Consider the following 22,336-nt stretch of genomic DNA (forward strand, 5'->3'; position numbering starts at 1 on the left):
GTTTCTAAACGACAGCCGCATTCACATCAAGCCTCACCAAATCCAGCAGTTCCTCGGCTCCCATCTCCGTCAGCAGCTTCTCCGCTCCGCCATCCCCGGTGATCAGGTCATGCGCCAGGCTCATCTTTTTCTCGATCAATGCGTCAATGCGTTCCTCGATCGTCCCTTGGCAGACGAATTTGTGCACCATCACATTCTTCTTCTGTCCGATGCGGAAAGCGCGATCCGTCGCCTGATTTTCCACCGCAGGATTCCACCAGCGGTCAAAGTGGATGACGTGGCTGGCTGCCGTGAGCGTCAGCCCGGTGCCACCGGCTTTCACACTGATGACCATGAAGGGCGGCCCTTCGGGCTGCTGAAAGCTTTCCACCAGCTGCGGGCGCTTCTTCACCGCCGTCCCGCCATGCAAGATCAGCCCTTCTCTGCCAAAGATCTTCGCCAGGAATCTCGCCAGAGGATCACAGGTTTCCTGAAATTGCGTGAAGATGAGCGCCCGTTCACGGCGCTCCGCCAGTTCGCCGCATATCTCCGCCAGTCGCGCAAACTTGCCGCTGTCTTCCGGATTCCAGGCACCATCGCCGTTCCAGTGGCTGGGGTGATTGCAGATCTGTTTAAACTTCAGCAGAAAGCCCAGCACCTGCCCCTGTCGCTTGATGGGCTCCATGCTCTTGTCCACCAGCATCTTGGCCAGCTGATCCACCAGCTTCGCGTAAATGGTGGCCTGCCGCTTAGTGAGTCCGCAGAAGGCCTTCGTTTCAATCTTCTCAGGCAGGTCGGTGATGATGCTCCTGTCCGTCTTCATGCGCCTCAGGATGTAGGGCTGCACCAGTCGCCGCAGGGGTGCATAGCCCTCGCTGCTTTGGGCGCATCGCTTCACCGCATCCGCAAAAGCGCCGGAACTGCCGAGCAGTCCCGGATTGAGAAAATCAAAGAGGCTCCATAAATCGCCCGGTCGGTTCTCCACCGGCGTGCCGGTAAGAGCCACGCGTGCCGGGGCCTGCAGGTTCTTCACTGCCTTCGCGCTGCCACTGCCGGGATTTTTGATCGCCTGCGCCTCATCCAGAATCACCATGCTCCACGCGTGCTGCTGCCAGGAGTCGTTACGTTGCAGAAACTGATATGTGGTCAGCATGGCATCATACCCACGCAGAGCCTCGGCAGGCCGCTTCACCGCATAGTCCAGCTCCTCGCGGGCGGTCTGCGACGGGTGTGCAATGAAAAGCCTCAGATCAGGCGCAAACTTCGCCACCTCAGCCCTCCAGTTGCCCACCAGAGAGGCGGGCACGATCAGCAGCCCCGGTGCCTTCGCTTCTCTTTGCCGTGCCAGCAGCAGCGCGATGACCTGCAGCGTTTTGCCCAGCCCCATGTCATCCGCCAGACAGGCGCCGAGCCCGAGTCGCGTCATGAATTGCAACCATGAAAAGCCCTTGAGCTGATACGGGCGCAACGTGGCGCAGAGATTCGGCGGTGGCGGCGAGGCAGCAGGATCGCGCATCTGCTCGAGCATCGTTGCGAGATTCTTGCCCGCCACGATGTCGCTCCACTCATGCACCCTTTGCGTGCTTTCCTCTTCCACGGCTTGCAGTCGCGGATCAAAGCCCGCCAGCATGCGCATCCCTTCGAGAAAGCCGATGCCCCCTTCACCGGTGGCATGCTGCACCCGCTCCCAGTGGGACATCACCTGCTGGAGCTGTGCACCGTCCACTTCCACCCAGCGGCCACGGAGGGAAACCAGGCCAGTGTCTGCACTCAGCAGTTTCTCCCACTCCGCATCAGTCAGCGGCTCGCCATCCATGCTGGCGCTGATCTTAAAGCTCATCAGCGCACCCACATGGAGGGAGGCCTGCTTGGGCGCATCAATCGTCACCGCCACGGCCGGGCGCGGCCCTTTGCCGCTGCGCCACCAGTCCGGCAGCTTCATGACGATGCCGCTTTCCTGAAACACGGCCGTGTCTCGCAGCACGCGAAAGGCCTCCTGCGGAGACATCGCCATGGGCTGAAAGAGCCGCTTCGTCTCCAGCCACTCGCGCAGCAGCTTGGATTTCTCCGCTGCAGTACGCACCGGCTCCAGCAGGGCGTTCAGCGCCGCCTGATCCTTCTGCCCGGCATAAAGCTGGAGGGCTCGCGCCAAGGGGAGATGCTGAGGCTGGCCAGTAGCACTGAGCTTTTCCGTAAAGGTGGCCAGAAAGGCGAAAGGCCGCTGCGTGTCCGTCTTGTTTTCGGCGAGATGGAAGGTCACACGTCCCACGGCATGCCACGCTGGGCAGGTCTCCCGCAGCCAGGTTTCCACCCCCTGCGCCTCAGACTGCTGGCCAATGTGCTGCGCCAGATCCAGCCACCAGCGTTCCAATCCCTCGGCGGTGAGATATTCCGCTCCAGGGAAGGGGGGAGCGGCTGAGATTAAGGCCTTGCGCTCCTCTATTGAGGGCGGCGGTGTGGCCAGGGCATCCCTGGTCTGGCACAGACGGGTGAAAAACTGCCCGGCATAGCTCCGCAGCCAGCGCCACGGCGGCTCCAGTTCAGCCGTTAGCAGGTCGGTGCCGAGCATTTGCAAAATGGCGGCTGGCAAGCCCGCTGCGGCGAGTTTTCTCACCGATGCCGACTCGGCCTCACCTGCGCAGGTGAGAAATCCTTCCGGGGTGAGGGCTGGGGCAAACATGAGGCAGGTTTCTCTGGACGAATGATCTACCGTGCACAAGCGGCGATGATTCAGAAAAAAACGTCGCAACAGCGCTTTTCAACGGGGTTCGGCCTGCTAACGTCCCGGTTCCCCCGCCGCAATCCGGCGCGGGTGTTTTTCACCACGCATGTCCAGCCTCATCACTGATCTTCCCATCCTGCTCCGTCCGTTTGATGCCCGCACCCGCCAGGAGGCGGAGCGCTTGGTGGATGACGATGCCGTAAGGGGGCTGGAGTTGCTGGAGGATGAAATGATGGCCGAAGTCCGGCTGGATGACCGCCCCGCCCAGGTGCGCTGGCTGCGGGGAGCGCATGGCTGGCACGGTGAGACTGACGTCGATGATGACGAGACGCTGGAAAACCTGGCCCTGTGCACCACGCTGGTGGCAGTCCAGCGCCGCGAAGCCCGGGGAACACTGCCGATGGTTCCAGTGGAGGAAGAGGACTTTGAGCAGCAGCTCACCGCCAAACTCGAGCGCCCGCTGACGCCAGACGAGGAAAATTACCTGAGCAAGATGGAGAAGCGCTATGAGCGCGTGCGCCTCACCGGGAAAATTTTTGACCAGGACATGGTTCGCCTGCACCCGAAATGGGCGATCCAGAGCCTTGAGCCCGTGGCTTTGTGGCCGGAAGCCCCCAAGTCCCTGCGTGAGTTCTGGAACTACATCGCACTGGCGCTGGCTGACAAGGGCCTGGCCGTTCCGGCATTTCTTCGCGGCATGTCCGACATCGAAGGCACACGTGAAGCTCTGCGCGAATGGCGGCATGCCAGCACTGTGCCCACCTGGCAGAAGCGCATTCGGGAATTCATCGACGCACGGCAGGATGACCGTCACACCCACCGCCAGCCGCCACGCGTGTGCGATTTCAGGCTGCTCATCACCGTCAATGATGCACGTCTGCAACTTCGTCAGGAAGGTGAAATTCCTTCGCCTTACATCACGGTTGACGCCGCGCTGCTTGACAATCTGCGGCGCGAACATCGCGACGGACGCATTGTGACTTCGGGCAGTTCGGAGCTGCTGTTTGTCTCCTGTCTGGCTCAGAGTGATGAGAACTGGAACGACTCCTTCCGTCTGGAGAGCAAGCACCATGCCCAGTGGCTTGCGACACTGTTCCAGCAGCCGGCTCTTCAGGAACGAATGATCACTCTGGATGAAGCCCCGTTTCACCGTGTGGCTGAGCCTCTGATCTGGGCGGCACGCCTGAGCGAAAACGGGCTGAACCTCACCTTGCAGCTCGAAAGGCCGGACGGAACGCCCGCGCCTCTGCCTCTGCGCATTCTCCGCGGGGTGCAGACCTTCTACCTGAGCGCTGACACCCTGTTCAGCGGCCCCGTCTGGCTTCATGATGAGTCCAGGGTTGACGCGGGCATCACCATGCCGCTGGAGGCGCTGGCCACGGCAGAGGGCATCTCCTTCATGCGCGAGATCGACATTCCGGTGCCGGATGCGATCAAAAGCCGTGTGCGTCATGAAGACCTGCATGTGAAGATTTCCGCTGCCTGCCAGGCCAAGACCTCACACTCCAGCGGTGCAGAGTTCGTCACTTTCAAGGCCGAGGCCGTCGATGCCGAAGGCCGGGTGCGCGAGACGCTGCGCTTTTCTGGCTGGCAGCCTGCAGATGAAAAAAAAACGGCTGAGGGAGACGACACCATCGTCTGCCGTGACCGCCGTGCCCTGAGGGAAGCCGAGGAGCTCATGAACCAGCTCCGTCGCACCTGGGACATGGAAAATGACGCCTGGCGTGTGCGCATGGCGAAAGATTTTCCTGACATGTTTCACAACTGGGCGGCCCAGTTGCCTGAAAACGTGAGCCTCAAGACAGATGAAAGCCTGCAGACCATCCTGGCAGATCCGCTCATCGCTCGCGTGCGCTTGGAGGCCACACAGGCAGGCAGCATTGACTGGCTGGACCTTCGGCTTGTGTTTGACATCGAGGGCATGGACCTCAAGCCGGCTGACATTCGCCGCCTCATCGCTGCGAAAGGTGACTTCGTGCGTCTGGCAGACGGCTCCTGGCGCCGTGTGAAGCTGGAGCTGAGTGAAGAGCAGCAGGAAATGCTCGACCGCCTGGGGATCGACCTCAATGAGCACAGCGACGAGGCGCACCGCATGCACTGGAGGCAGCTCGCGCAGGAAAATGCGGCTGAGATCGTCAATCCGAAGGCATGGGGCAAGATCGTCGAACGCATGGAAGAGGCGAAGCTGGATGCGCGTCCGCCGGTGCCCGAGGGATTGAATGTCACGCTGCGCCCCTACCAGGTTGAGGGTTTTCATTTCCTGACCTACCTCACTTCAAACCGCTTTGGCGGCATCCTGGCAGATGACATGGGTCTGGGCAAAACCCTGCAGGCCATCACGTGGGTGCTGTGGCTGCGCTCGCGCAAAAAAGCTGACGGCCCGCATCTGCCCGTGCTCGTCGTCTGCCCGAAGTCCGTGCTGGATGTCTGGGCGCTGGAATTCAAGAAGGGCTCGCCAGACCTGCGCGTGCTCGTGCTGCATGACCGCGACCTTTTTGACATCAATCTGGTGATGACCCAGATAGACGTGGTGGTGATGAACTACGCTCAGATGCGTGGCTTTGATGGAGAACTGGCCGCCGTGCGCTGGCTTGCCGCCATCCTCGACGAAGGCCAGCACATCAAGAACCCGGACTCCAAGGCCGCAAAATCCGCACGTCAGATCCGCGCAGACAACCGTCTGGTGCTGACCGGCACGCCGCTGGAAAACCGGCTGCTGGACCTGTGGAGCCTCATGACCTTTGCCACGCCTGGGGCGCTGGGTGAGCGCGCCTACTTCCACCGCCACTTTGACCGCCGCAAAGACCCACGTGCCTCGGAGCGGCTTGCCGCACGTTTGCGTCCTTTCCTGCTGCGTCGTACAAAATCCCAGGTGGCCCGCGATCTGCCCTCCCGCAGCGAGGAAAACCTGCTCAGCGAAATGAGCGGCCGTCAGGCTGAGCTCTACAAAGAAGAGCTGGCCCGCGCGCAGCACATGGTGCTGAACAGCTCCGGCTTTGACATGGTCAACCGCCGCCGGTTTGCCATCTTGCAGGCGCTGACGCGCTTGCGCCAGATCTGCTGCCACCCCGGCCTGATTGACAAAAGTGCCGAGAATGAGGAGAGCGCCAAGCTCACCTCCACGCTGGAGCTCATCCAGGGGCTGCACGACGAAGGGCACAAGGTGCTGCTCTTCAGCCAGTTCGTCTCCATGCTGAAAATCATCCGCAACAAGCTGGAGGAGATGAAGCTGCCCTATCACTGGCTCACCGGGGCCAGCACTGACCGTGCAGGCATTGTCAAAGCTTTCCAGGAGGATGAAAACGCCAGCGTGTTTCTGCTCTCCCTCAAAGCGGGTGGCAGCGGTCTGAACCTCACCTCTGCGTCCTACGTCATCCTCTACGATCCCTGGTGGAACCCCGCTGTGGAAAATCAGGCCATCGACCGTGCGCACCGTATCGGCCAGACGCAGCCGGTCATGGCCTACCGAATGCTGACAAAGAGCACCATCGAGGAGAAAATCATGACCCTGCAGCACAAGAAGAACCTGATGATCAGCAACGTCCTGGGCGAAGGCGGCTTCACCAACCTGCTGCAGAAGGAAGACTTCGACTTCCTGTTTGATATCGAGGCGGAACGGACTGTTTAAACAGATCAGGAGTATCAATGCCTGAACATGTCCTTGGTCCTCCCTCCCATTTAGTCAAGACCACCAGTTGCCGCACGCTCAGGGCGATGCATAGTGTGCGCCCTCCGTGCGCACGCTCCTGTAGCTCAACGGTTAGAGCAGGGGACTCATAATCCCTTGGTTGCGGGTTCGAATCCCACCGGGAGCACCACGGCACAAGACCTGCGCCAGCCGGCGTAGAAAATGCATGATGTTACAGCCCCGTCGCAGCACACTTCCTGATCTGGCTTCTCATGGCCTCCCCTGGTGACACGCCTCTGACTCCAAAGACTGCCGTCGGATTTTTTAATCTGGCCATCGAGGATGCGACTCTGTGCGGCATGGTACTGGGCACTCCGCGCTACATGAGTCCGGAGCAGGCGAGGCTGAACAGCGATGGTGTGGACATCCGCGCGGATGTGTATGCGCTGGGGGGGGGCTGCTGTATGAACTGCTGACGGGGACTACTCCGATTCCAGCCGACGAGGGCAATGAACCGCCTCTGTCCGAACTGCTGGATCAGGTACGGCGCCACGAAACCGAAAAGCCCAGCCTGCGTGTGATGCGCCTGCCCAAGCCGCCAGGCTCCAATCGAACTGGACTGGATAACGCTTCGGGCATTGCAGAAGAACCGCGAGTTGCGCTACCCGACGGTGCTGAATCTGGCCGAGGATGTGCAGCACTACCTGCGCAATGAGCCTGTGTCCGCCGGGCCGCCCGGAATCACGTACCAGCTCAAAAAAAATGGCTGGTCAGAAACCGCGTTGCAGTGAGCACGGCGGTGGCAGTGGCTGTGTCATTGACTGGCGGCACAGCGGCGGGAGGTCCAGCGCCAGATGCTGGAGGCGCATAGCAAGGCCGACCTGGCAATGCAGGTCAGCGCGCAGCTGAAAGACCTGATCACCAACGCTCGCAAGCATGAACACTCAGCTGCTGCGCAAGCTCGCAGACGATTATGCCGCGGGCATGGCGCGTTTCACGAACCAGCCCTGGCTGAAGCGGCAGTGGGAGCTGCTGAAACAGACCGAGGGCGAGAATTTAGAGGAGGTACTGCATGCACTGTACACCCTGGGATGGAGGTGGCTTGGAGAGGTGGAGCCGGAAAACGCGATGAAGGCACTTCGTGAAGCGCTGGCAGGCTACCGGACATTGCCCGCAAACCAAGCGCAGGTGCGTGACCAAATGCTGCGGGTGCGCAAGGAACTGGCACGAGCGCTTTCGCGTTGCGGCCAGCGGCAGGATGCGGCGGCGCTGATGGCCTGGCGTTTGCTGGAGCTCCACAGGCGGCTGGGAGATCTGCTCACAGCCCGCAGTGATTTCGCCTCAGCCCTGGCCGAGTGCGAAACGGCCGCCCATGGGTGGTTCGACAAACCTTCATCGGGACGACCGCCTGAGAAGGAAAGGCTCATTTTTGTGAGCTTCATCAGCTTTTGGAAACTGGCTGCCGAGGCGAATTCGCCCCTGGCAGACGAGCATAAGCTGGCTGAGTGGGAGCGCAGGCAGGAGGAATGGGAGGCAACACGTCAAACCGCTGCGCCTGCGCGGGGGTAAGGAAGTGCTGCAGGAGCGAGAGGCTCAGTCCCGGTTGAACAGGCGGCCGATAGATTTGCCGGCACGCTGAAACAAGTTGGGCTCTTCTTTTGGAGAGGACCTTTTGCGGGATGTGGATGACACTGCCGGTGCAGGTGACTTCCATTCCGGCGCATCTGGCTTGTCCATCAAAGCCATTGAGGCAAGGGTTGGGCCATCCAGCAGGCCGTTCGGAAGAAGTCCATTCTTGGCCTGGTAGAGAATGATGGCATTGTGCGTGCCCTTGCCTTCCTTGCCGTCCTGAGTGGAGCTGTAGAGGGATTTCTCTTTCAGGATGCGCTGCACTTCATACAGCAGGTGGCGGCGGCCAGCTTCAGAGTAGCCGGCCTGTGGCGGAGTGGGAAAGATGCGCTCGATGGACCAGTAGCCTTCGGGAGGCTCAGACACGGGAGGCTGGATCATCGTCCCCGGTGCCGGTGATGTCACAAGTGCGGGGCCTGCCGCTGCAGGCATGGCCAGTGCTGCTGGCTGACCAGGTTGTGCCGGTGGCGCGGGCGCTCCTTGCTGGGTCGGCATGGCGGCGGCTGCAGGGGCGTCTGGTGCAAGACCTGCCGCAGGTGGTGTGGCCGCTGCGATGACTGCGGGTGCAGGATCAGCTGTCGTCGGCATGGCCGCCGCAGGCCCAGGCGCGGGAGGCGCTGCCTGGACAGCAGCTGGATTTGGATGGGGCGCAGGTGTTACCGTGGCCGCAGGTGCATTCGTTTGAGGAGGGGGCGTGAGAGCGGGGGCAGGCGCTGCTGTGCTAGCCAGCGCTGGGCTGGTGGCGGGTAAAGCCTGCGGAGTGGTCGATCTGAAATAATATGCGGCACCTGCTGCCAGCACTGCGACCGCCGCAGCGGCATAAACCGGGACGCGACTCTTGTGCTGAACCGCTGGCTGGATGTAGGGCTGAGTGGTGACGTTGGTTGTAGATCTTAAACCTAGCAGCTCAAGGAGCTTGCCGGCACTCGGTGGGCGTAGATTTGGGTCTTTGTTAAGGCAGGCGGCAATCACCGCCTCCCACTCCTTTGGAATCTGGTCGCTGGCCTTGATCTCCAGCTCCTCACGCCGTTCGACCATGGTGGAAGGAATTTTCGAGGTGAGCTGGGATGGGATGTCCCCACGGTAAAACGGCGGTTTGCCTGAGAGCAGCTCATAGATCGTCGCACCCAGCGAGTACACATCGTCGGTAGGTGCGGGGCGCTCTCCCATGGCCTGCTGTGGGCTCATGTAGGGCAGGGTGCCGCTGACACCGAGCTGGGAAATGGACAGCCGCTGCATGGTGTCAGAGATGCTGCGTGCGATGCCGAAGTCGGCGATCTTGGCCGTGTCATCCATGCTCATGGCCATGATGTTCGAGGGCTTCAGGTCGCGGTGCACGACCTTGCGCTGGAAGTGCGCGTAGTCGAGCGCATCGCAGACGCCAGGTAGCCATTTGGCCACCTGCTCGGTGGTGAACACCCCATGGTCCGTCGTGGCGCGCAGCTCAGAAAGTGTCTTGCCGTTTACAAACTCCATCGAGATGGCCGCCTCATCGTCATCGTCCACGAAATCGTAGATTCGCACGATGTTTGGGTGGGAAAGCTCAAGGCCGCGCCGGGTCTCGGTTTTGAGTTCTTTGATGGCGGTCGGATCAAGGCCAATCAGGCTGGGCAGGAACTTCAACGCCACAGGCCGCTCAAGCTTCAAATCGTCTGCCAGCCAGACCACTCCCATGCCGCCACGTCCCAAAACGCGGGACAGGCGGTAGCGGTTGAAATAAACAGCACCTGCAGAGGGAGTGCGAACCTTGACTGTTTGATCAAAATCAGCCGCTGCGTCTGAAGCCTGATTGCTGGAGTGGGAAAGGTCCATGAAAGAGGGTGGAGCGAGCGGCTATTTTAAGCCGCTGAGCGGGTGTGTCATTTAACTTTTGCTGTGGCGTATTTGCTTTGACCGCCTGCCGGGCTTTTTTGTTGGAGGATTTATGCATCGGGCTTGCCTGCCAAGGCCTTCCTTAAGAGCGCATGGGGGTGCCTCATCATGCAGATGAATGTTTTTTTGATGGCTAAGGAAGCGCGAGATCAGCCGGAGTTTCTCAACGAACTGCCGGTTTTTTGGGGGGAGGAGGGGGTGGCGGGCTTCCAGGTGCTCCGCAGGTTGCTGCCTTCATGGGCCTCATGCTGGCCACTGAAGCGGGGACCGCTGGCGGGCTGCTTGACCGCCTCCGACACACTCGGCTTGCACTGGGCCCCTTCAGCATTTGAGTCGATGTCCACATCCGCACCATCATCCAGGCTGGATGGGGCGGGTGCCTGAGGGCTTGGTTTGTGACTTCGTTTTTGAGGGCGCGGCGTTGGCAGATGATTTCAAGGCGCTCCTGACGTCCATGGGGGTGTTTGGGGCCACGAGCTGGGCATTCACTTTGTTTGCCTGTCCTTGGACGCGTTCGGGCTTCAAGGCGGCGGCGAGGGCCTGTTGGCTGTCGCGAAAATCCTGCAGGAGTTTCGCCTGGTCGCCCTTGAGCTTGCCTAGGTACCGGGCGCAGTGCGGCTGCAGCCGCATGTTTTGCGGCCATCCCGCTTCTCTATGCATACCACCGCTGGGGCGAGCCCTGGCGCAGACGCGGTGAACAAATGATAAAATCCAAGTCCAGACCATGAAGCATCTTCTCACCATTTTTTGAAAGTGGTCCTGTCATCGGCGGTCACCGCGAACAGGCCGCCAAGCAGGAAGGCCAGGAAGCTGGCGGTCTCGATGTCGGTGGCAGCCTCGGCAAAAAAGTGGGCGGCATGCTCGGTGCCGCCGCCATGGGTGAAAAGGGCAAGTCCGTGGGCCAGATGCTGGGCAAAGTCGTTGGCAATGCAGCCGGTCAGGCGGCCAATGTGGCCATCGACCACGCACGCGGTATCGGCGGAAACATCGGCGGTGCCATCGGTGGAGCAATTGCTGGGGAGGAAGGCGCTGCCAAAGGCAAGGAACTCGGAAAAAAAGCCGGCTCCGGTATCACAAGTGTCCGTGACACGCTGGCCGCACAGGGCGTGGACCTCGGCCCCAAACAGGCCGCTGGCAAGCAGGGGCACAGCATCAAGTAACGATCCGCTCAGCCATGCCCGAACCCAGAAAGCCGGCCAATGGCAGACGCGATCTCGATGGAGATGGCGACATCGATCTTGCAGACGATCCCTCGCTCGATCTTGATCACAACGGGCGTATCGAGGGTGAAGATCGTGAGGGGCAGGACATCGATGCTGACAACGATATCGACGCCTCTGACCGGGCGCTGGCGGCAAAGCAAAGTGTCGGAGCAGTGCTGGGAATGGCCAAGGTCGGACAAAACAGTCAGAAGGCGGAGGGCGAGTCCCAGAAGCAATCCAGCACTGGCCCCAAAGTTCGCTGACTGCAGGTTTGCACAGCACAGCTTCCAAGGGCAGCTTTGCAGCAAGCCTGCACAGCCAGGGCCCACAAGTGCCCGGTCTGCCTGCATCTCACTCCATCTCACACGTGCACCAGACACTCAAATGACATCGGTCAATGGAGAAACCGCCTCAGGCCTCCGCAGACTGTGCGGCCTCGTCGCCTTCCTTTTGGCTTTGGCGGGCTGCACCACTTACGGGCCGGCGCGTCCTGGCGAATCCATATATCGCGATGTGCTCTTTGCGGCACCGGACGGCCACAAGCTGCGGATGGACCTCTATGTGCCCAAGGCGGCCAGACCTGCGCCAGTCGTGCTGTGGATCTTTGGGGGCGGCTGGAGATTCGGCAGCAAAGGCTATCATGTGAATGTGCGAGATCTCACCAGCGTCGGCATCGCCGTGGCTTCCATTCAGTACCGGCTCAGCAACAAGGCGGTCTATCCCGCGCAGCTGGAGGACTGCCGCGCCGCAGCTCAGTGGCTGCGCATCAACGGAAGTCGCTATGGGATCGATGCCAGTCGCATGGGGGTCAGCGGCGAGTCGGCAGGTGGCCAGCTCGCGGCCTTGCTTGCCGCCACCGAAGGCAAGCCGCGCATCCGCGCCGTGTGCGCACTTTATCCTCCGACGGATATTATTGACCTGGGCCGCCTGTATGCGAAACCCGGCAGGCTGAGCCTGATTGACAGGCTGCTCGGCGGGCCTGTTGAGGAAAAGCTCAACCTCGCAGCGGATGCCAGCCCGATAGACCACGTCAGACCATCGCTGCCCCCCTTTCTCATCATTCATGGGGAGCGGGACAGAGTCGTTCCCTTGCAGCAGAGCGAGCGCCTCTTTTGTGCCCTGGCGGAGGCTGGGGTGGAGACCCAGTTCATCGTGGTGCCTGAGAAGGGGCATTGGTTCCGCCTGGACAATGCGCTTTTTGCCGAGGTGTCACGGCTTTTCCAAGTGCACCTTTTCAGATGAAGCGGGGGTGATCTGGCACGCCTGTCTCACAGGGGCCTGAAAGCTGTTGGCAGGTGACTTCCAGCGTGGTGCACCCGGCAGGGATCGAACCTGCGACCGGCCGATTAGAAATCGGCTGCTCTATCCACTGAGCTACGGGTGCTTCTCCAGACGGGGGCGATCATAAGTCCATCTGCGGCTTGAGCAAGGGCGCGCTTCATTCAGGATGCAGTCCGAACATCTGCAGCATCACGCAAAGCATGTCGCCGAGCTTGTTGTCATACGGCCGCTCGGGGTGCAGGATGGCCCAGCCGCGCTGCTGGCCTATGCCTGCGAGCTTCCGGGATGGGTGCACCAGCACGGCATAGCCGGCATATTCCAGCAAGGGCAGGTCCGCAGCGCTGTCTGAGTAGCTCCAGCTGTTGGCGCGCTCCTGCTCGGTGAGCTCAGTCAGGCCTGGCACGACGGCCTCCATCGCAGCGATTTTGGCCTCGTGCTTGTTGTTGCCGGTGACGAGCCTGGGCATGCCAGGAAAAGTGGCGCCGACTTCAAAACGAGTGGCGATGCAGTGGTCAAAACCCAGCGCATGCGCGATCTCGTGCGCGTAAAAGTCAGGGCTGGCGGTGTTCAGCACCAAAACACGGTTCTGGTGCTTGTGACGCAGGATTTCGGCGCGCAGGGAAGGGTAGGCCCACTTGGTGACGCAGACCTCGGCAAATTCTCGCGCGTATGCCGCCAGCCTCTCACGCGACATGCCACGCAGGTAGCTCAGAAAGGCGCGCTTGGCGGTCGCTGTGCTGGCGAGACCGCAGGCTCGTGCCAGGGCTACTGGGATGAACAACCCGTGCAGCAGCACACGCCACGGCTCGCGGTGAAGCACAAAGTTGCAGAAGAGCGCCTGCGTGTCGAACGGCAGCAGGGTGTGGTCGAGGTCAAAAAATGCGTAGGAGCGTGCAGGCATGACGCGAGTGGTGAGGATGTGCAGAGCCTAGCGCCGTGTTTCCAACTGGCAAAAGATTCCCAGCCTTGACGGATGCGGCGTCGGACGGCACAGTGCGAACCCTTTTTCCCCCAAGTTCCCCATGGCCCAAGAAACTACCCTCATCCTGCTCAAACCCGACTGCGTTTCACGCGGCATCAATGGCGAAGTCCTCAAGCGTCTCGAAGACGAAGGCTTTCGCATCCGTGGCTGCAAGATGATCCAGCTCACCGACGAGCTGCTCAAGGAGCACTATTCGCACATCGCGGACAAGCCCTTCTTCCCGGACGTGGCCAGCTTCATGAAGAGCAAGCCGGTGATCGCCGTGGCGATCAGCGGGGAAAACATCATCTCTCATGTGCGTGATCTCCTGGGGCCGACGGACTCCAAGATCGCCCCAAAAGGCACCATCCGTGGCGACTTTGGCACCGACAAGATGACCAACGTCGTCCACGCCTCCGACTCCCCGGAAGCTGCGGCGGTGGAATTGAAGCGCTTTTTCAAGGAAGGCGAGATTTTCAGCTATTGAGGCCTACGGCTTTGCCGTTAGACTGAAAGCTCAGGCATTCTCCACGCCGCTGTGGTGAAATGGTAAACACAGCAGACTTAAAATCTGCTGGGAGGTAACTCCCTTGCCGGTTCGAGTCCGGCCAGCGGCACTTGCTGCCAAACTGTATGAGTCTGGTGGCAGCCGTCTGGAATGGGCGGCGTGGCAATGTAACAGGATAAGGCTGATGCCCCGTTGCCCTGCAAAGGGTGGCGGAGAGGGTGGGATTCGAACCCACGGTGGGGATAAACCCACGCCAGTTTTCAAGACTGGAGCCATAAACCACTCGACCACCTCTCCAGGTGCTGCGTTGCGGAACGCACATAGTAGGCAACGTGTGGCGGCCTGCCAAGAGGAAGTTTGCACGAGCTGCAAGTCTGGATTGATCACGGACAACGGGGCGTCCATGGTCTTTGTCCATGATCCATAAGACAGCCCTGATCGATCCAAGCGCCCGAATTGACCCTGCAGCCGAAATCGGCCCCTATGTGGTGATCGAGGGGCCGAGCGAGGTCGGGGCTGGCTGTAAAATCGAAGCGCATGCTCAGCTTGTGGGGCACGTCATTGTCGGAGAGGGGACGCAGATCGGACGCGGGGCTGTGATCGGCGGCGAGCCTCAGGACCTGGGGTTTGACCCCGCGACCCAGAGCAGTGTGATTTTGGGCAAAAAGAACGTGATCCGCGAGCATGTGACGATTCACCGCGGCAGCAAGCCGGGCACGGCAACTCGGCTCGGCGATGGCAATTACCTCATGGCGGGCAGTCACCTGGCGCATGACGTCGTGCTGGGGAACAGGAACATCCTGGCAAACGCGGCGCTGCTGGGCGGGCACATCCATGTAGGCAACAACACCTTCATCGGCGGAGGGGCGGTGTTCCACCAGTTCTTGAGAATCGGGGATTTCTGTGTGATCCAGGGCAACGGCAGCTTCAGCAAGGACATCCCCCATTACTGCGCGGCTCAGCGTATCAACCGCATCACCGGACTCAACGTGATCGGCCTGCGTCGGCAGGGGTTTAGTGCGGAGGAGCGCGGAGCCATCAAGGACCTGTTTCAAACCCTGTTTTGCAGGGGGATGAATCTGTCCCAGGCAGTCCAGCAGGCAGCGGCCCGGCAGTGGCCGGAAAAAGCACAGCGCCTGCTGGAATTTGTACAGGCGCCCAGCAGGAAAGGGGTGTGCCCCGTGCGCCCGGGACGGGGGGACGATTGAGGCGAAAAAAGTCCGGCTTTTTCTTGTCACCGTGTTCCCGGTAGCCTATTTAGGATTTCGCATTGTCTGTTCGTATAAGGCAATGTCCTCTCGTGTTATGATTTTTCCGAAATTTTGCGTGACGGTCCTCGTTTGCGCCCTGGCCGTGTCCGGGGCGGCCAGCGGGCAATCCCTTCTCGACAGCCTCACGAGTGATCTGAACATTCGTGGCCTAACCACGACGATGGATCCTGAGACGGGGGTCGCCACAGTGACCGGCGATGTGCATATTCACTACGGCGATGTCGAAATGCGCTGCGGCAGTGCGCAATACAACCAATCCACCGGCGAAGTCATCGCCAAGGATGGGGTGACAATCTGGCGGGATGGAATGCTCTACCACGGAGATTCGATCACCTACAATTCCATCACCGGGGAGATGTCCGGGCGCAATGTGATCACAGGCATCGGCGCGGGCATTCAGCAGAGCATTGCTGGCACCGGCATTGTCGCCGGTGGCGGGCCCACGGGCGGCAGCCTCAGGAGGACATCTGGCATGTTTTTCTTCAAGGCGGAGGAGTTTCACTCGAGCAGCAAGCTCGAAAACCGCATTGATGCCACTGGGGTGACGCTCACTTCACACGATGTGGCAGACCCGAACTACCACGTCGCTGTCAAAGAGCTGACGGTTTATCCGGACGACAAGGCCATCCTCAAGGACTTGAAAATGTATGCTGGGAAAACGCCGTTTTTCTGGATGCCCAAAATCACCAAATCTCTGGATGAAGACAGCGGCATACGTATCGGGCCCGGCTTTCAAAGCCGTTGGGGTGCGTTCCTGCTGACGCAGATGGCGGTGGTCCATGGCGACCACACCTTCGCAAAGTACAAGTTCGACCTGCGCAGCAAGCGTGGTGTGGGTGCAGGGGTGGATTTCTTTTCGGTTCGCCACACAGCCAACCGTCAGAACTTCGGCACCTTGAAGCTGTACGGGGTCAATGACACCGCCCCCACAACAAACGCCACAACGGCCATCCGCTACCCAGTTCCAAACTACAGGTATCGGGTAAATTTTCAGCACCGCATCTACCTGCCCGGTCCGGATGTAAGCACGTGGTATCTTGATTTCGACATCAACAAAATCAGCGACATCCACTTTTACGAAGATTTCTTCTTCAATGATTACCGCACCAATCGTGAGCCTGACAATCAGATCTCGCTGATTCACACCAATGAGGCCTACGTCGCCACCCTGATGGCGAAGTTCAAGCTGAACAATTTCTATCGCACCACGACCCGTCTGCCCGAGCTCTCCATCGACTTCACACGGAGGCCGCTGTGGAACACAGGAGTGTATCACCAGGGTACCATCACAGCAGGAATCATTGGCGAACTGGTGGGGCAGCAGGAAAGGGACGAATTGATTCGCCTTCAGACTCTCGCAAACGCGGGGGGGCTGCCGGGCGTTCTTAATGACCCGCTGGGCACTGCCGCGACCTCGTTCCTCGGCCTTGCTGGCCAGCCGCGCACGGCCGCCCTGACCCCGGCGGACATTACCCAGGGACTTGGGACCATCTCCAGCAGACTGGCCCAGCCTGGTTATGCACGCTTCCATACCTACCATGAGCTGCTCTATCCGAAGACCTTCATGGGCTGGCTGAACGTGACGCCGAGAATCGGCGCTGGTATGACCAGCTACAATGGCATTGTCGGCAGCGTAACCGGGTTAAAAAACTACACACGAGGTATCTTCAGCTTCGGCCTCGATGTCTCATTCAAGCTCTCCAAAAACTGGAGCGATGTCCAGGTCCCAGCGCTGGGACTTGACGGCATCCGGCACGTTTTTCAGCCCTACGTGAACTATTCTTATCTGGATGCCGCTCAAAATGCTGGAGTGCCGGCGATCGACCGTCTCTCCACCACCACCCGGCCGCGCTCCATTGATGTTCCGCTGTTTACAGCAATTGACAGCCTTCGGTCCTGGAATGTGGCGCGTGTCGGTTTCCGCAATCTTTTGCAGACCCGGCGTGATTACATCTCCAGCAACGGCTACGGCAACTTCTGGGGCACTCCCGATGAAGGTGACAATCAGACTTACACCTGGGCGGGAATGAACACCTATGTGAACATTTTCGGGCAGGATCCGGAGTATGGCCGCAGCCTCTCCAACGTATACAATGAGCTTTTCTGGTCGCCAGTGCCTTGGGCCACCATGAAGTCGGACCTGCAGCTGCCTCTCACCAGCGGTGTAGGCAGCTTCACGGAGGCAAACAACAGTGTGATCTGGATGCTGAGCAAGGCCACATCTCTCGAGCTGGGCCATCAGTACATCTACGACCATCCTTTCTACCGCAACAGCAGTCTGGTTTACACTCGTTTCTATGCACGGTTGAACGAAAACTACGGCTTCAATACCTACCACATCTACGAAGCCGCCAACGGCGTTCTCCAGTTCCAGAGCTACAACTTTTCAAAGGATCTGAGCAGCTGGGTGGCCTCTTTTGGACTCATGTCGCGTAACAACGGCAACGGTGTTTCTGATTTTGGACTCCTGCTCTCATTCACGCTCAAGGATTTCCCCAAGTTCAATTTCGACTTGGACATGGACCCCAATCCGGGTGGGCGTGGCGGCAGGCAGTAACTGGCCGCAGCGAACAGAGGTCTTCAGCCCCCGGTATTTCGTTGGCCACCAGTCTAGCCTAGGCCTGCCGCTGGGACTTTCCTATTTTGAATGCTTGGCAGCAGATCCGCTCTCTTGACTTAGTGTGTAGTTCCAAGGGTCGTTCCAATGGCTGATGACACACGCCTTTGAAAAATAGGCGGTGCTAGGGGGGGGTAAGCGGCAGTCGGGTTTATGCGGCGTCGAAGATGGCTTCCTTTGCCAGATCGTTGACATGGAGGCGGGGTTTACGTGCCGGGGCGTTGCTGCGCATTCACACTTTGGCCCGTATGCATGCCCTTGCCCGGCGTGACTAAATGGCAGGGTCTACCAGCCAAGAAAGCGAGGCTGGCCATCTTGCTTTGCGTGATGGCTCCTACCCTCGCAAATCCAGGCATCAGCCATGGGGATCTGCTCATGTTACGGGTGTCTTTTCACGAGATATGGCCTGACCCCGATAAGCACAGAGCACACCTTGGCCATCGCTGGTTATATAAAAGCAAACATCCTACCCCGGGGCCGGAGTAGGATGTCAAAAAACAGCTTCTAACCGATGTCAAAGCTCACATGCCTCCACCGCTGCGGGCGAGGAAATTGAGAGCCAGAGTGGCAACGGCAAGGATGAAGACTAACCAGGCAAGGGGCATGAGTGGAAAGGGGTGAGGGTTGAAAAAAATCGGCAGATGCTTCAGGGAATTGGCAGCAGCTGGCTTTTGAACTTCTCGTTGGACCAGACACCGGTCACGGAGTGGGTTTCCCATTCCTGCTTGTTGACAGCCGGAACCTTGATGGGCGAACCGCCTTCTGTGTCAACGAAACCGGCGGCATCAGCTCCAAACATCTGGACGACCATCAGGATCGCAGAAAGAACGAAGCAGATGACGGAAAGAGGGACCAGCCCTGCTTCGGGATCTTTTTCCTCATAGAACTGCTCCGCATCAGCCGCAGCGCTGCGCTTGACTGGGGCGCTGGGAGGGGCGGAGATGGACGGGCGCTGCATCGCCTGGGTAGGCTGCAGTTTGACCGTTGCCTTAGGAAGTGGGGTCGTAGGTCCGACTCCGCTGCCCACCATGGGGCCTGTGCCTGCTCCGGGGGCTGCAGGCGGGCGAGGGCCGGCGGCGGGCTTTTGCAGTGGTACAGTCGGGGCGCCAGTTTCCACACGTGGTGGCGGAGCCGCAGGGTTCTGCGCCAGAGGACGCGTTGCTGCTGGCAGGCCTGCCATCGGAGGTGTGGCGGGACGCGGGGCAGCTGGTGCCACGGGCGCTCCCGGGGGCTTGGGTGCCGTAGGCGGGGCGAGAGGGCGCGCGACCGGTGGCGGCATGGCTCCAGTAGGAGCGGGTGCTGCAGGTGGCGGGGAGGAAACCACAGGAATAGCCGAGGTGGTCTTCTTGGAAGGCGGAGACATCGGCGGCGCAGGCAGCTTCACCGGTGCCGTGCTTGATTTGGGCGCAGGCGGAGGCAGTGGTGCCGAAGGCAGCTGAATGGGAGCCGTGGACTTTTTCGACGCCATCGGAACCACGGACGTCGTGTTAAAAGAGGCTGGGATTCCGCCTGTGGCAGGGGCGACAGGGGCCGTGGCTTCACGCGGCTGGGTGACTCCTGCTCCTGGGCGACCACGCAGAGTGATACGCACCGTCTCTTTCTTCAAGGGGACGGCAGCGGTTTTCGGTGTCGAGCCTGAGGGTGGTGTTGGCGGTGGCGTGTTTTCGGGTTCGCTCATGGGTCAGGGACGGAAAATTAGATGATTCGGTGAATTCCCATTATTTAGCGAATTTCGCCCCCTTGCGTCAATCCCTTTCTCCTGATGCCTTGCAATTGTCCGGCCATTGCTCGTTAGTTGGTCATCTGGTGGTCTGCAATCCAGACTCCCAGGCCCTTTCTAAGCATGAACATTCTTGTCACTGGCGGAGCTGGCTTCATCGGCTCCCACACCGTCGAGCGCCTCGTCAAAGAGGGGGCTGGGCAGATTACGATCCTGGACAGTTTTAACGATTATTACAATCCTTCGATCAAGCGTGAAAATCTCCGCTCGCTGGGCTCGAAAGTCACCGTTCGCGAGGGGGACATCTCAGATCCGAAGTTCGTTCACGAAACGTTTGATGTGGGCCGTTTTGACTCAGTCATCCACCTCGCTGCCCGTGCGGGGGTGCGCCCCTCCATTGAGCAGCCTGAGCTCTACATCGACACAAACATTAAAGGTACGTTTCATCTCCTTGAAGCCGCACGGCGCACCGGGACGAAGCATTTTGTCTTTGCCAGCAGTTCCTCGGTCTATGGCGTGAACAAAAAAGTGCCTTTCGCCGAAGCCGATCCCATCCTCCAGACCATCAGCCCCTATGCCATGACCAAGATGTCCGGTGAGCAGATGTGCTCAAACTACAGCCATCTCTACGGCATCAAGACGGTCGCCCTGCGCTTTTTCACCGTTTATGGCCCTCGGCAGCGCCCTGACCTGGCCATTTCCAAATTCACCCGCCTCATCGAGGACGGAAAGCCCATCGACAAATACGGAGAAGGTGGCACCGCCCGCGACTACACCTTCGTCCACGATATCGTCGATGGAATCGTTGGTGCGCTCAACTACCGCACCGGCCCCATCTGTGACATTTTCAACCTCGGCGGCTCTCAGACGGTCACGCTCAATGAGCTCATCGCCAACATCGAGCAAGCCGTCGGCAAGAAGGCTGTCATCAATCAGATGCCTGAGCAGCCTGGAGATGTGCCGCTAACCTCTGCCGATGTCAGCAAAGCCAGGGACCTGCTCGGGTTCAAGCCCACAACCACCATCGCACAGGGGGTGCCCGCCTATGTGGAATGGTTCCGTGACATGCGCTCCAAGGGCATCGCCGTGAACTAAAAGTGCGGCGCTGACACCGTGCCCTCCTCGATTTCCTGGCGCCTCTTGCGCACAATGCCGTCCGCGATGTCGGTGATCATTTCCTCCAGCAGCAGTCGCAGGTGGCTGCCGGGGCGGTAGTCCGCTGGGGCGATGTGCTTCACGCGGTCTGCCAGCCCGGTGAGCTGGTAACATTTGCGGAAGCTGCTGCGGCTGACTTCGTCAGGGTTGTAAACGGCCACGGCATGGCCGCCGTAGCGTTTCATGAGGGTGAAGCAGGGCACGTCCGTCGGGCCGTCGCCCACATAGATCATGTGCTGGAAGGGGATGGGGCGCAGCTCATGGGCCATGTGGTCATTCACATCTTCATAAGGCTCCAGCATGCCCTTGTTGATGCGGAAGATGTACTGCGTTTTCGTGGTGTGGCTGATCACCCGCTTGGGGAAGGTGATGCGGCCGTTTTTGTCCTCGCCAAATTCACAGCCAAAGATGCGCCGCACAAACGGAGCCAGGGCAGAGCCGTCCAGCAGCGCCTTCAGACCGCTGGAAATGATGTAATGCTCGATCTTCACGCCCAGCAGCCGGTGCTGCTCGTTCAGCACCTGGTTCAGCTCGTTGAAAAGCTCCGGCACGCCTTTGAAAAAGTTCAGCTTGGAGCCGAGTTTTCGCAGGTCCTCGTTCGTCGGCCGGTCCATGTCCAGATAGTCCAGCATGCACTTGAGGTAGGCCAGCTCTCCATCATACCCCTCCTGGTTGACCAGTTCACGGCTGCGCTTCCAAAACTGCTCTGGATTGATCCCAAACCGGGGAAAGAGCGTCTCATCCTGCATGTACGTCGGACTGAGAGTCTGGTCGTAGTCGTAGATGAGGCCTATGGTTGTCTGCTGGGATGCCATGCTGGAGTTTGCGGTGTTTTTGCGGTTGTGGACAGTGGTTGACGAATGCTGTCCAGGCCACCGCAAACTTCGCGTTCAGACCAGCGCGGCAAATGCTCCGGAGATGTCCGGGTGCACAAAGCGGTAGCCCATGCGCTTGGCCGCCTGTGGAATCACTCGCTGTCCTCCCAGCAGCATTTCATCCGCCATGCCGCGCAGCAGCAGCCTCAGCGCAAACGCTGGCACATGAAAAAACGCGGGGCGATGCAGCGCCTTCGCCAGCGTTCGTGTGAACTCGGCATTCGTCACCGCCTGTGGGGCGCAAAGGTTCACCGGGCCGCTGACAGCCTCGGAGCCAGTCGCCTGGAGCAGGAGCTGCAAGGCATCTTCAAGGTGTATCCAGGACATCCATTGCCGGCCGGACCCCAGCCTGCCGCCGAGACCGCAGGCAAACACCCGCCGCAGCAGTGGGAATGCTCCGCCATCGCTGCCCAGCACCATGCCTGTGCGCAGGGTGATGACACGCATGCCGAGCCCCTCTGCCCGGTGCGCCGCCATCTCCCAGCTGGCACAGACATCCGCCAGAAAGCCTGCGCCGCGCGGCGAGCTCTCGTCCACCTCAGCGGCGCAGCTGTTGCCATAAAATCCGGCCCCTGAGGCGCATGACAGCACCTTGGGCCGGTTTTCGGCCCTCCATGTGCTCAGATGCGCAACCATGTCCTCGGTGAAATTCACGCGGCTTTTCCAGATCCGTTCTCGCTTGCCCGGGGTCCAGAGGCCCATGAGAGACTCGCCTGCCAGGTGGACCAGGGCATCCAGGGGCGTCTCCGGCAAAGCATGGGGGGCATTGGCAGGGAGTTGTCGGTGTTCATCCGCCCCAGGCACTGCTCGTGATCCGCGCGAGTAGGTCACCACCGTATGTCCTTGGGCATGAGCCAATAAGGTCAGGTGACGGCCGATGAATCCCGTGGCTCCTGTGATTCCGATGCGCATACAC

General features: G+C 60.1%; 19 protein-coding genes and 4 tRNA genes. 14 read left to right on the forward strand and 9 right to left on the reverse strand.

The genetic code is table 11. The features are described 5' to 3' along the window. Positions 1-4: 4 nt before the first annotated feature. A complete protein-coding gene (locus ACZ5WW_RS20160; protein ID WP_377162213.1) occupies positions 5-2,659 on the reverse strand; it encodes a DEAD/DEAH box helicase in 2,655 nt (884 codons plus the stop codon). 148 nt (positions 2,660-2,807) lie between these two features. Between ACZ5WW_RS20160 and ACZ5WW_RS20165 the strand changes: the two genes are divergently transcribed. The 5 genes from ACZ5WW_RS20165 (at position 2,808) to ACZ5WW_RS20185 (ending at position 7,898) form a co-directional block, all read left to right on the forward strand. After that, a complete protein-coding gene (locus tag ACZ5WW_RS20165; protein WP_377162215.1) occupies positions 2,808-6,329 on the forward strand; it encodes a DEAD/DEAH box helicase in 3,522 nt (1,173 codons plus the stop codon). A 114-nt stretch (positions 6,330-6,443) separates the two neighbouring features. Next, a tRNA-Ile gene (locus tag ACZ5WW_RS20170) sits at positions 6,444-6,519 on the forward strand. Positions 6,520-6,601: 82 nt separating this feature from the next. Next, a complete protein-coding gene (locus ACZ5WW_RS20175; protein WP_377162217.1) occupies positions 6,602-6,805 on the forward strand; it encodes a hypothetical protein in 204 nt (67 codons plus the stop codon). A 162-nt stretch (positions 6,806-6,967) separates the two neighbouring features. Then, positions 6,968-7,120 (forward strand): hypothetical protein, encoded by a 153-nt coding sequence (locus ACZ5WW_RS20180; protein ID WP_377162219.1) that lies wholly within the window; start codon positions 6,968-6,970, stop codon positions 7,118-7,120. A gap of 145 nt (positions 7,121-7,265) precedes the next feature. Next, positions 7,266-7,898 carry a hypothetical protein gene (locus ACZ5WW_RS20185; RefSeq protein ID WP_377162221.1) on the forward strand — a complete coding sequence of 211 codons (633 nt, stop codon included), beginning with the start codon at positions 7,266-7,268 and terminating at the stop codon, positions 7,896-7,898. A gap of 24 nt (positions 7,899-7,922) precedes the next feature. Here ACZ5WW_RS20185 and ACZ5WW_RS20190 read toward each other — a convergent pair whose 3' ends face one another. Then, complete coding sequence (locus tag ACZ5WW_RS20190) at positions 7,923-9,770, reverse strand: serine/threonine-protein kinase (RefSeq protein WP_377162223.1); 1,848 nt, start codon at positions 9,768-9,770, stop codon at positions 7,923-7,925. A gap of 414 nt (positions 9,771-10,184) precedes the next feature. Continuing rightward, a complete protein-coding gene (locus tag ACZ5WW_RS20195; protein ID WP_377162224.1) occupies positions 10,185-10,490 on the reverse strand; it encodes a hypothetical protein in 306 nt (101 codons plus the stop codon). Positions 10,491-10,687: 197 nt separating this feature from the next. Here ACZ5WW_RS20195 and ACZ5WW_RS20200 point away from each other — a divergent pair, with 197 nt between their 5' ends. The 3 genes from ACZ5WW_RS20200 to ACZ5WW_RS20210 all read left to right on the forward strand — a co-directional run bounded on the left by ACZ5WW_RS20200 (position 10,688) and on the right by ACZ5WW_RS20210 (position 12,274). Further along, complete coding sequence (locus tag ACZ5WW_RS20200; RefSeq protein WP_464694182.1) at positions 10,688-10,990, forward strand: hypothetical protein; 303 nt, start codon at positions 10,688-10,690, stop codon at positions 10,988-10,990. A gap of 14 nt (positions 10,991-11,004) precedes the next feature. After that, positions 11,005-11,295 carry a hypothetical protein gene (locus ACZ5WW_RS20205; protein WP_377162228.1) on the forward strand — a complete coding sequence of 97 codons (291 nt, stop codon included), beginning with the start codon at positions 11,005-11,007 and terminating at the stop codon, positions 11,293-11,295. 121 nt (positions 11,296-11,416) lie between these two features. After that, entirely contained in the window at positions 11,417-12,274 is an 858-nt protein-coding gene (locus ACZ5WW_RS20210; protein ID WP_377162230.1) for an alpha/beta hydrolase fold domain-containing protein, read from the forward strand. A 66-nt stretch (positions 12,275-12,340) separates the two neighbouring features. Here the strand turns inward: ACZ5WW_RS20210 and ACZ5WW_RS20215 are convergent. Beyond that, positions 12,341-12,416, reverse strand: a tRNA-Arg gene (locus ACZ5WW_RS20215). Positions 12,417-12,470: 54 nt separating this feature from the next. Next, positions 12,471-13,214, reverse strand: a complete 744-nt coding sequence (locus ACZ5WW_RS20220) for an HAD family hydrolase (RefSeq protein WP_377162232.1) — start codon at positions 13,212-13,214, stop codon at positions 12,471-12,473. A gap of 121 nt (positions 13,215-13,335) precedes the next feature. On the opposite strand from ACZ5WW_RS20220, the gene ndk reads away from it, so the two are divergent. Together ndk and ACZ5WW_RS20230 are read left to right on the forward strand one after the other, a co-directional pair. Then, positions 13,336-13,761: a nucleoside-diphosphate kinase gene (gene ndk, locus ACZ5WW_RS20225; RefSeq protein ID WP_377162234.1), complete on the forward strand. Its 426-nt coding sequence runs from the start codon at positions 13,336-13,338 to the stop codon at positions 13,759-13,761. A 45-nt stretch (positions 13,762-13,806) separates the two neighbouring features. Beyond that, positions 13,807-13,891, forward strand: a tRNA-Leu gene (locus tag ACZ5WW_RS20230). A gap of 98 nt (positions 13,892-13,989) precedes the next feature. Here the strand turns inward: ACZ5WW_RS20230 and ACZ5WW_RS20235 are convergent. Continuing rightward, positions 13,990-14,079 (reverse strand) — tRNA-Ser (locus tag ACZ5WW_RS20235). Between the two features lie 119 nt (positions 14,080-14,198). On the opposite strand from ACZ5WW_RS20235, the gene lpxA reads away from it, so the two are divergent. Both lpxA and lptD read left to right on the forward strand, forming a co-directional pair. Next, positions 14,199-14,990, forward strand: a complete 792-nt coding sequence (gene lpxA, locus ACZ5WW_RS20240; RefSeq protein ID WP_377162236.1) for an acyl-ACP--UDP-N-acetylglucosamine O-acyltransferase — start codon at positions 14,199-14,201, stop codon at positions 14,988-14,990. Positions 14,991-15,087: 97 nt separating this feature from the next. Beyond that, on the forward strand, positions 15,088-17,610 hold the full coding sequence (gene lptD, locus ACZ5WW_RS20245) for an LPS assembly protein LptD (RefSeq protein ID WP_377162238.1): 2,523 nt from the start codon (positions 15,088-15,090) through the stop codon (positions 17,608-17,610). Between the two features lie 706 nt (positions 17,611-18,316). Here lptD and ACZ5WW_RS20250 read toward each other — a convergent pair. Continuing rightward, complete coding sequence (locus ACZ5WW_RS20250; RefSeq protein WP_377162240.1) at positions 18,317-18,628, reverse strand: hypothetical protein; 312 nt, start codon at positions 18,626-18,628, stop codon at positions 18,317-18,319. A gap of 319 nt (positions 18,629-18,947) precedes the next feature. Between ACZ5WW_RS20250 and ACZ5WW_RS20255 the strand changes: the two genes are divergently transcribed. Then, entirely contained in the window at positions 18,948-19,109 is a 162-nt protein-coding gene (locus ACZ5WW_RS20255; protein ID WP_377162241.1) for a hypothetical protein, read from the forward strand. A gap of 404 nt (positions 19,110-19,513) precedes the next feature. Further along, positions 19,514-20,485, forward strand: a complete 972-nt coding sequence (locus ACZ5WW_RS20260) for an SDR family NAD(P)-dependent oxidoreductase (RefSeq protein WP_377162243.1) — start codon at positions 19,514-19,516, stop codon at positions 20,483-20,485. Here ACZ5WW_RS20260 and ACZ5WW_RS20265 read toward each other — a convergent pair. Together ACZ5WW_RS20265 and ACZ5WW_RS20270 are read right to left on the reverse strand one after the other, a co-directional pair. Then, entirely contained in the window at positions 20,482-21,360 is an 879-nt protein-coding gene (locus ACZ5WW_RS20265; protein WP_377162245.1) for an HAD family hydrolase, read from the reverse strand. The genes ACZ5WW_RS20260 and ACZ5WW_RS20265 overlap by 4 nt on opposite strands. A gap of 75 nt (positions 21,361-21,435) precedes the next feature. Beyond that, the gene (locus ACZ5WW_RS20270; protein WP_377162247.1) at positions 21,436-22,332 is read right to left on the reverse strand and encodes a TIGR01777 family oxidoreductase; all 897 of its coding nucleotides are present in this window, start codon (positions 22,330-22,332) and stop codon (positions 21,436-21,438) included. Between the last annotated feature and the right edge of the window lie 4 nt (positions 22,333-22,336).

It is taken from the genome of Prosthecobacter fluviatilis (genome assembly GCF_055388355.1).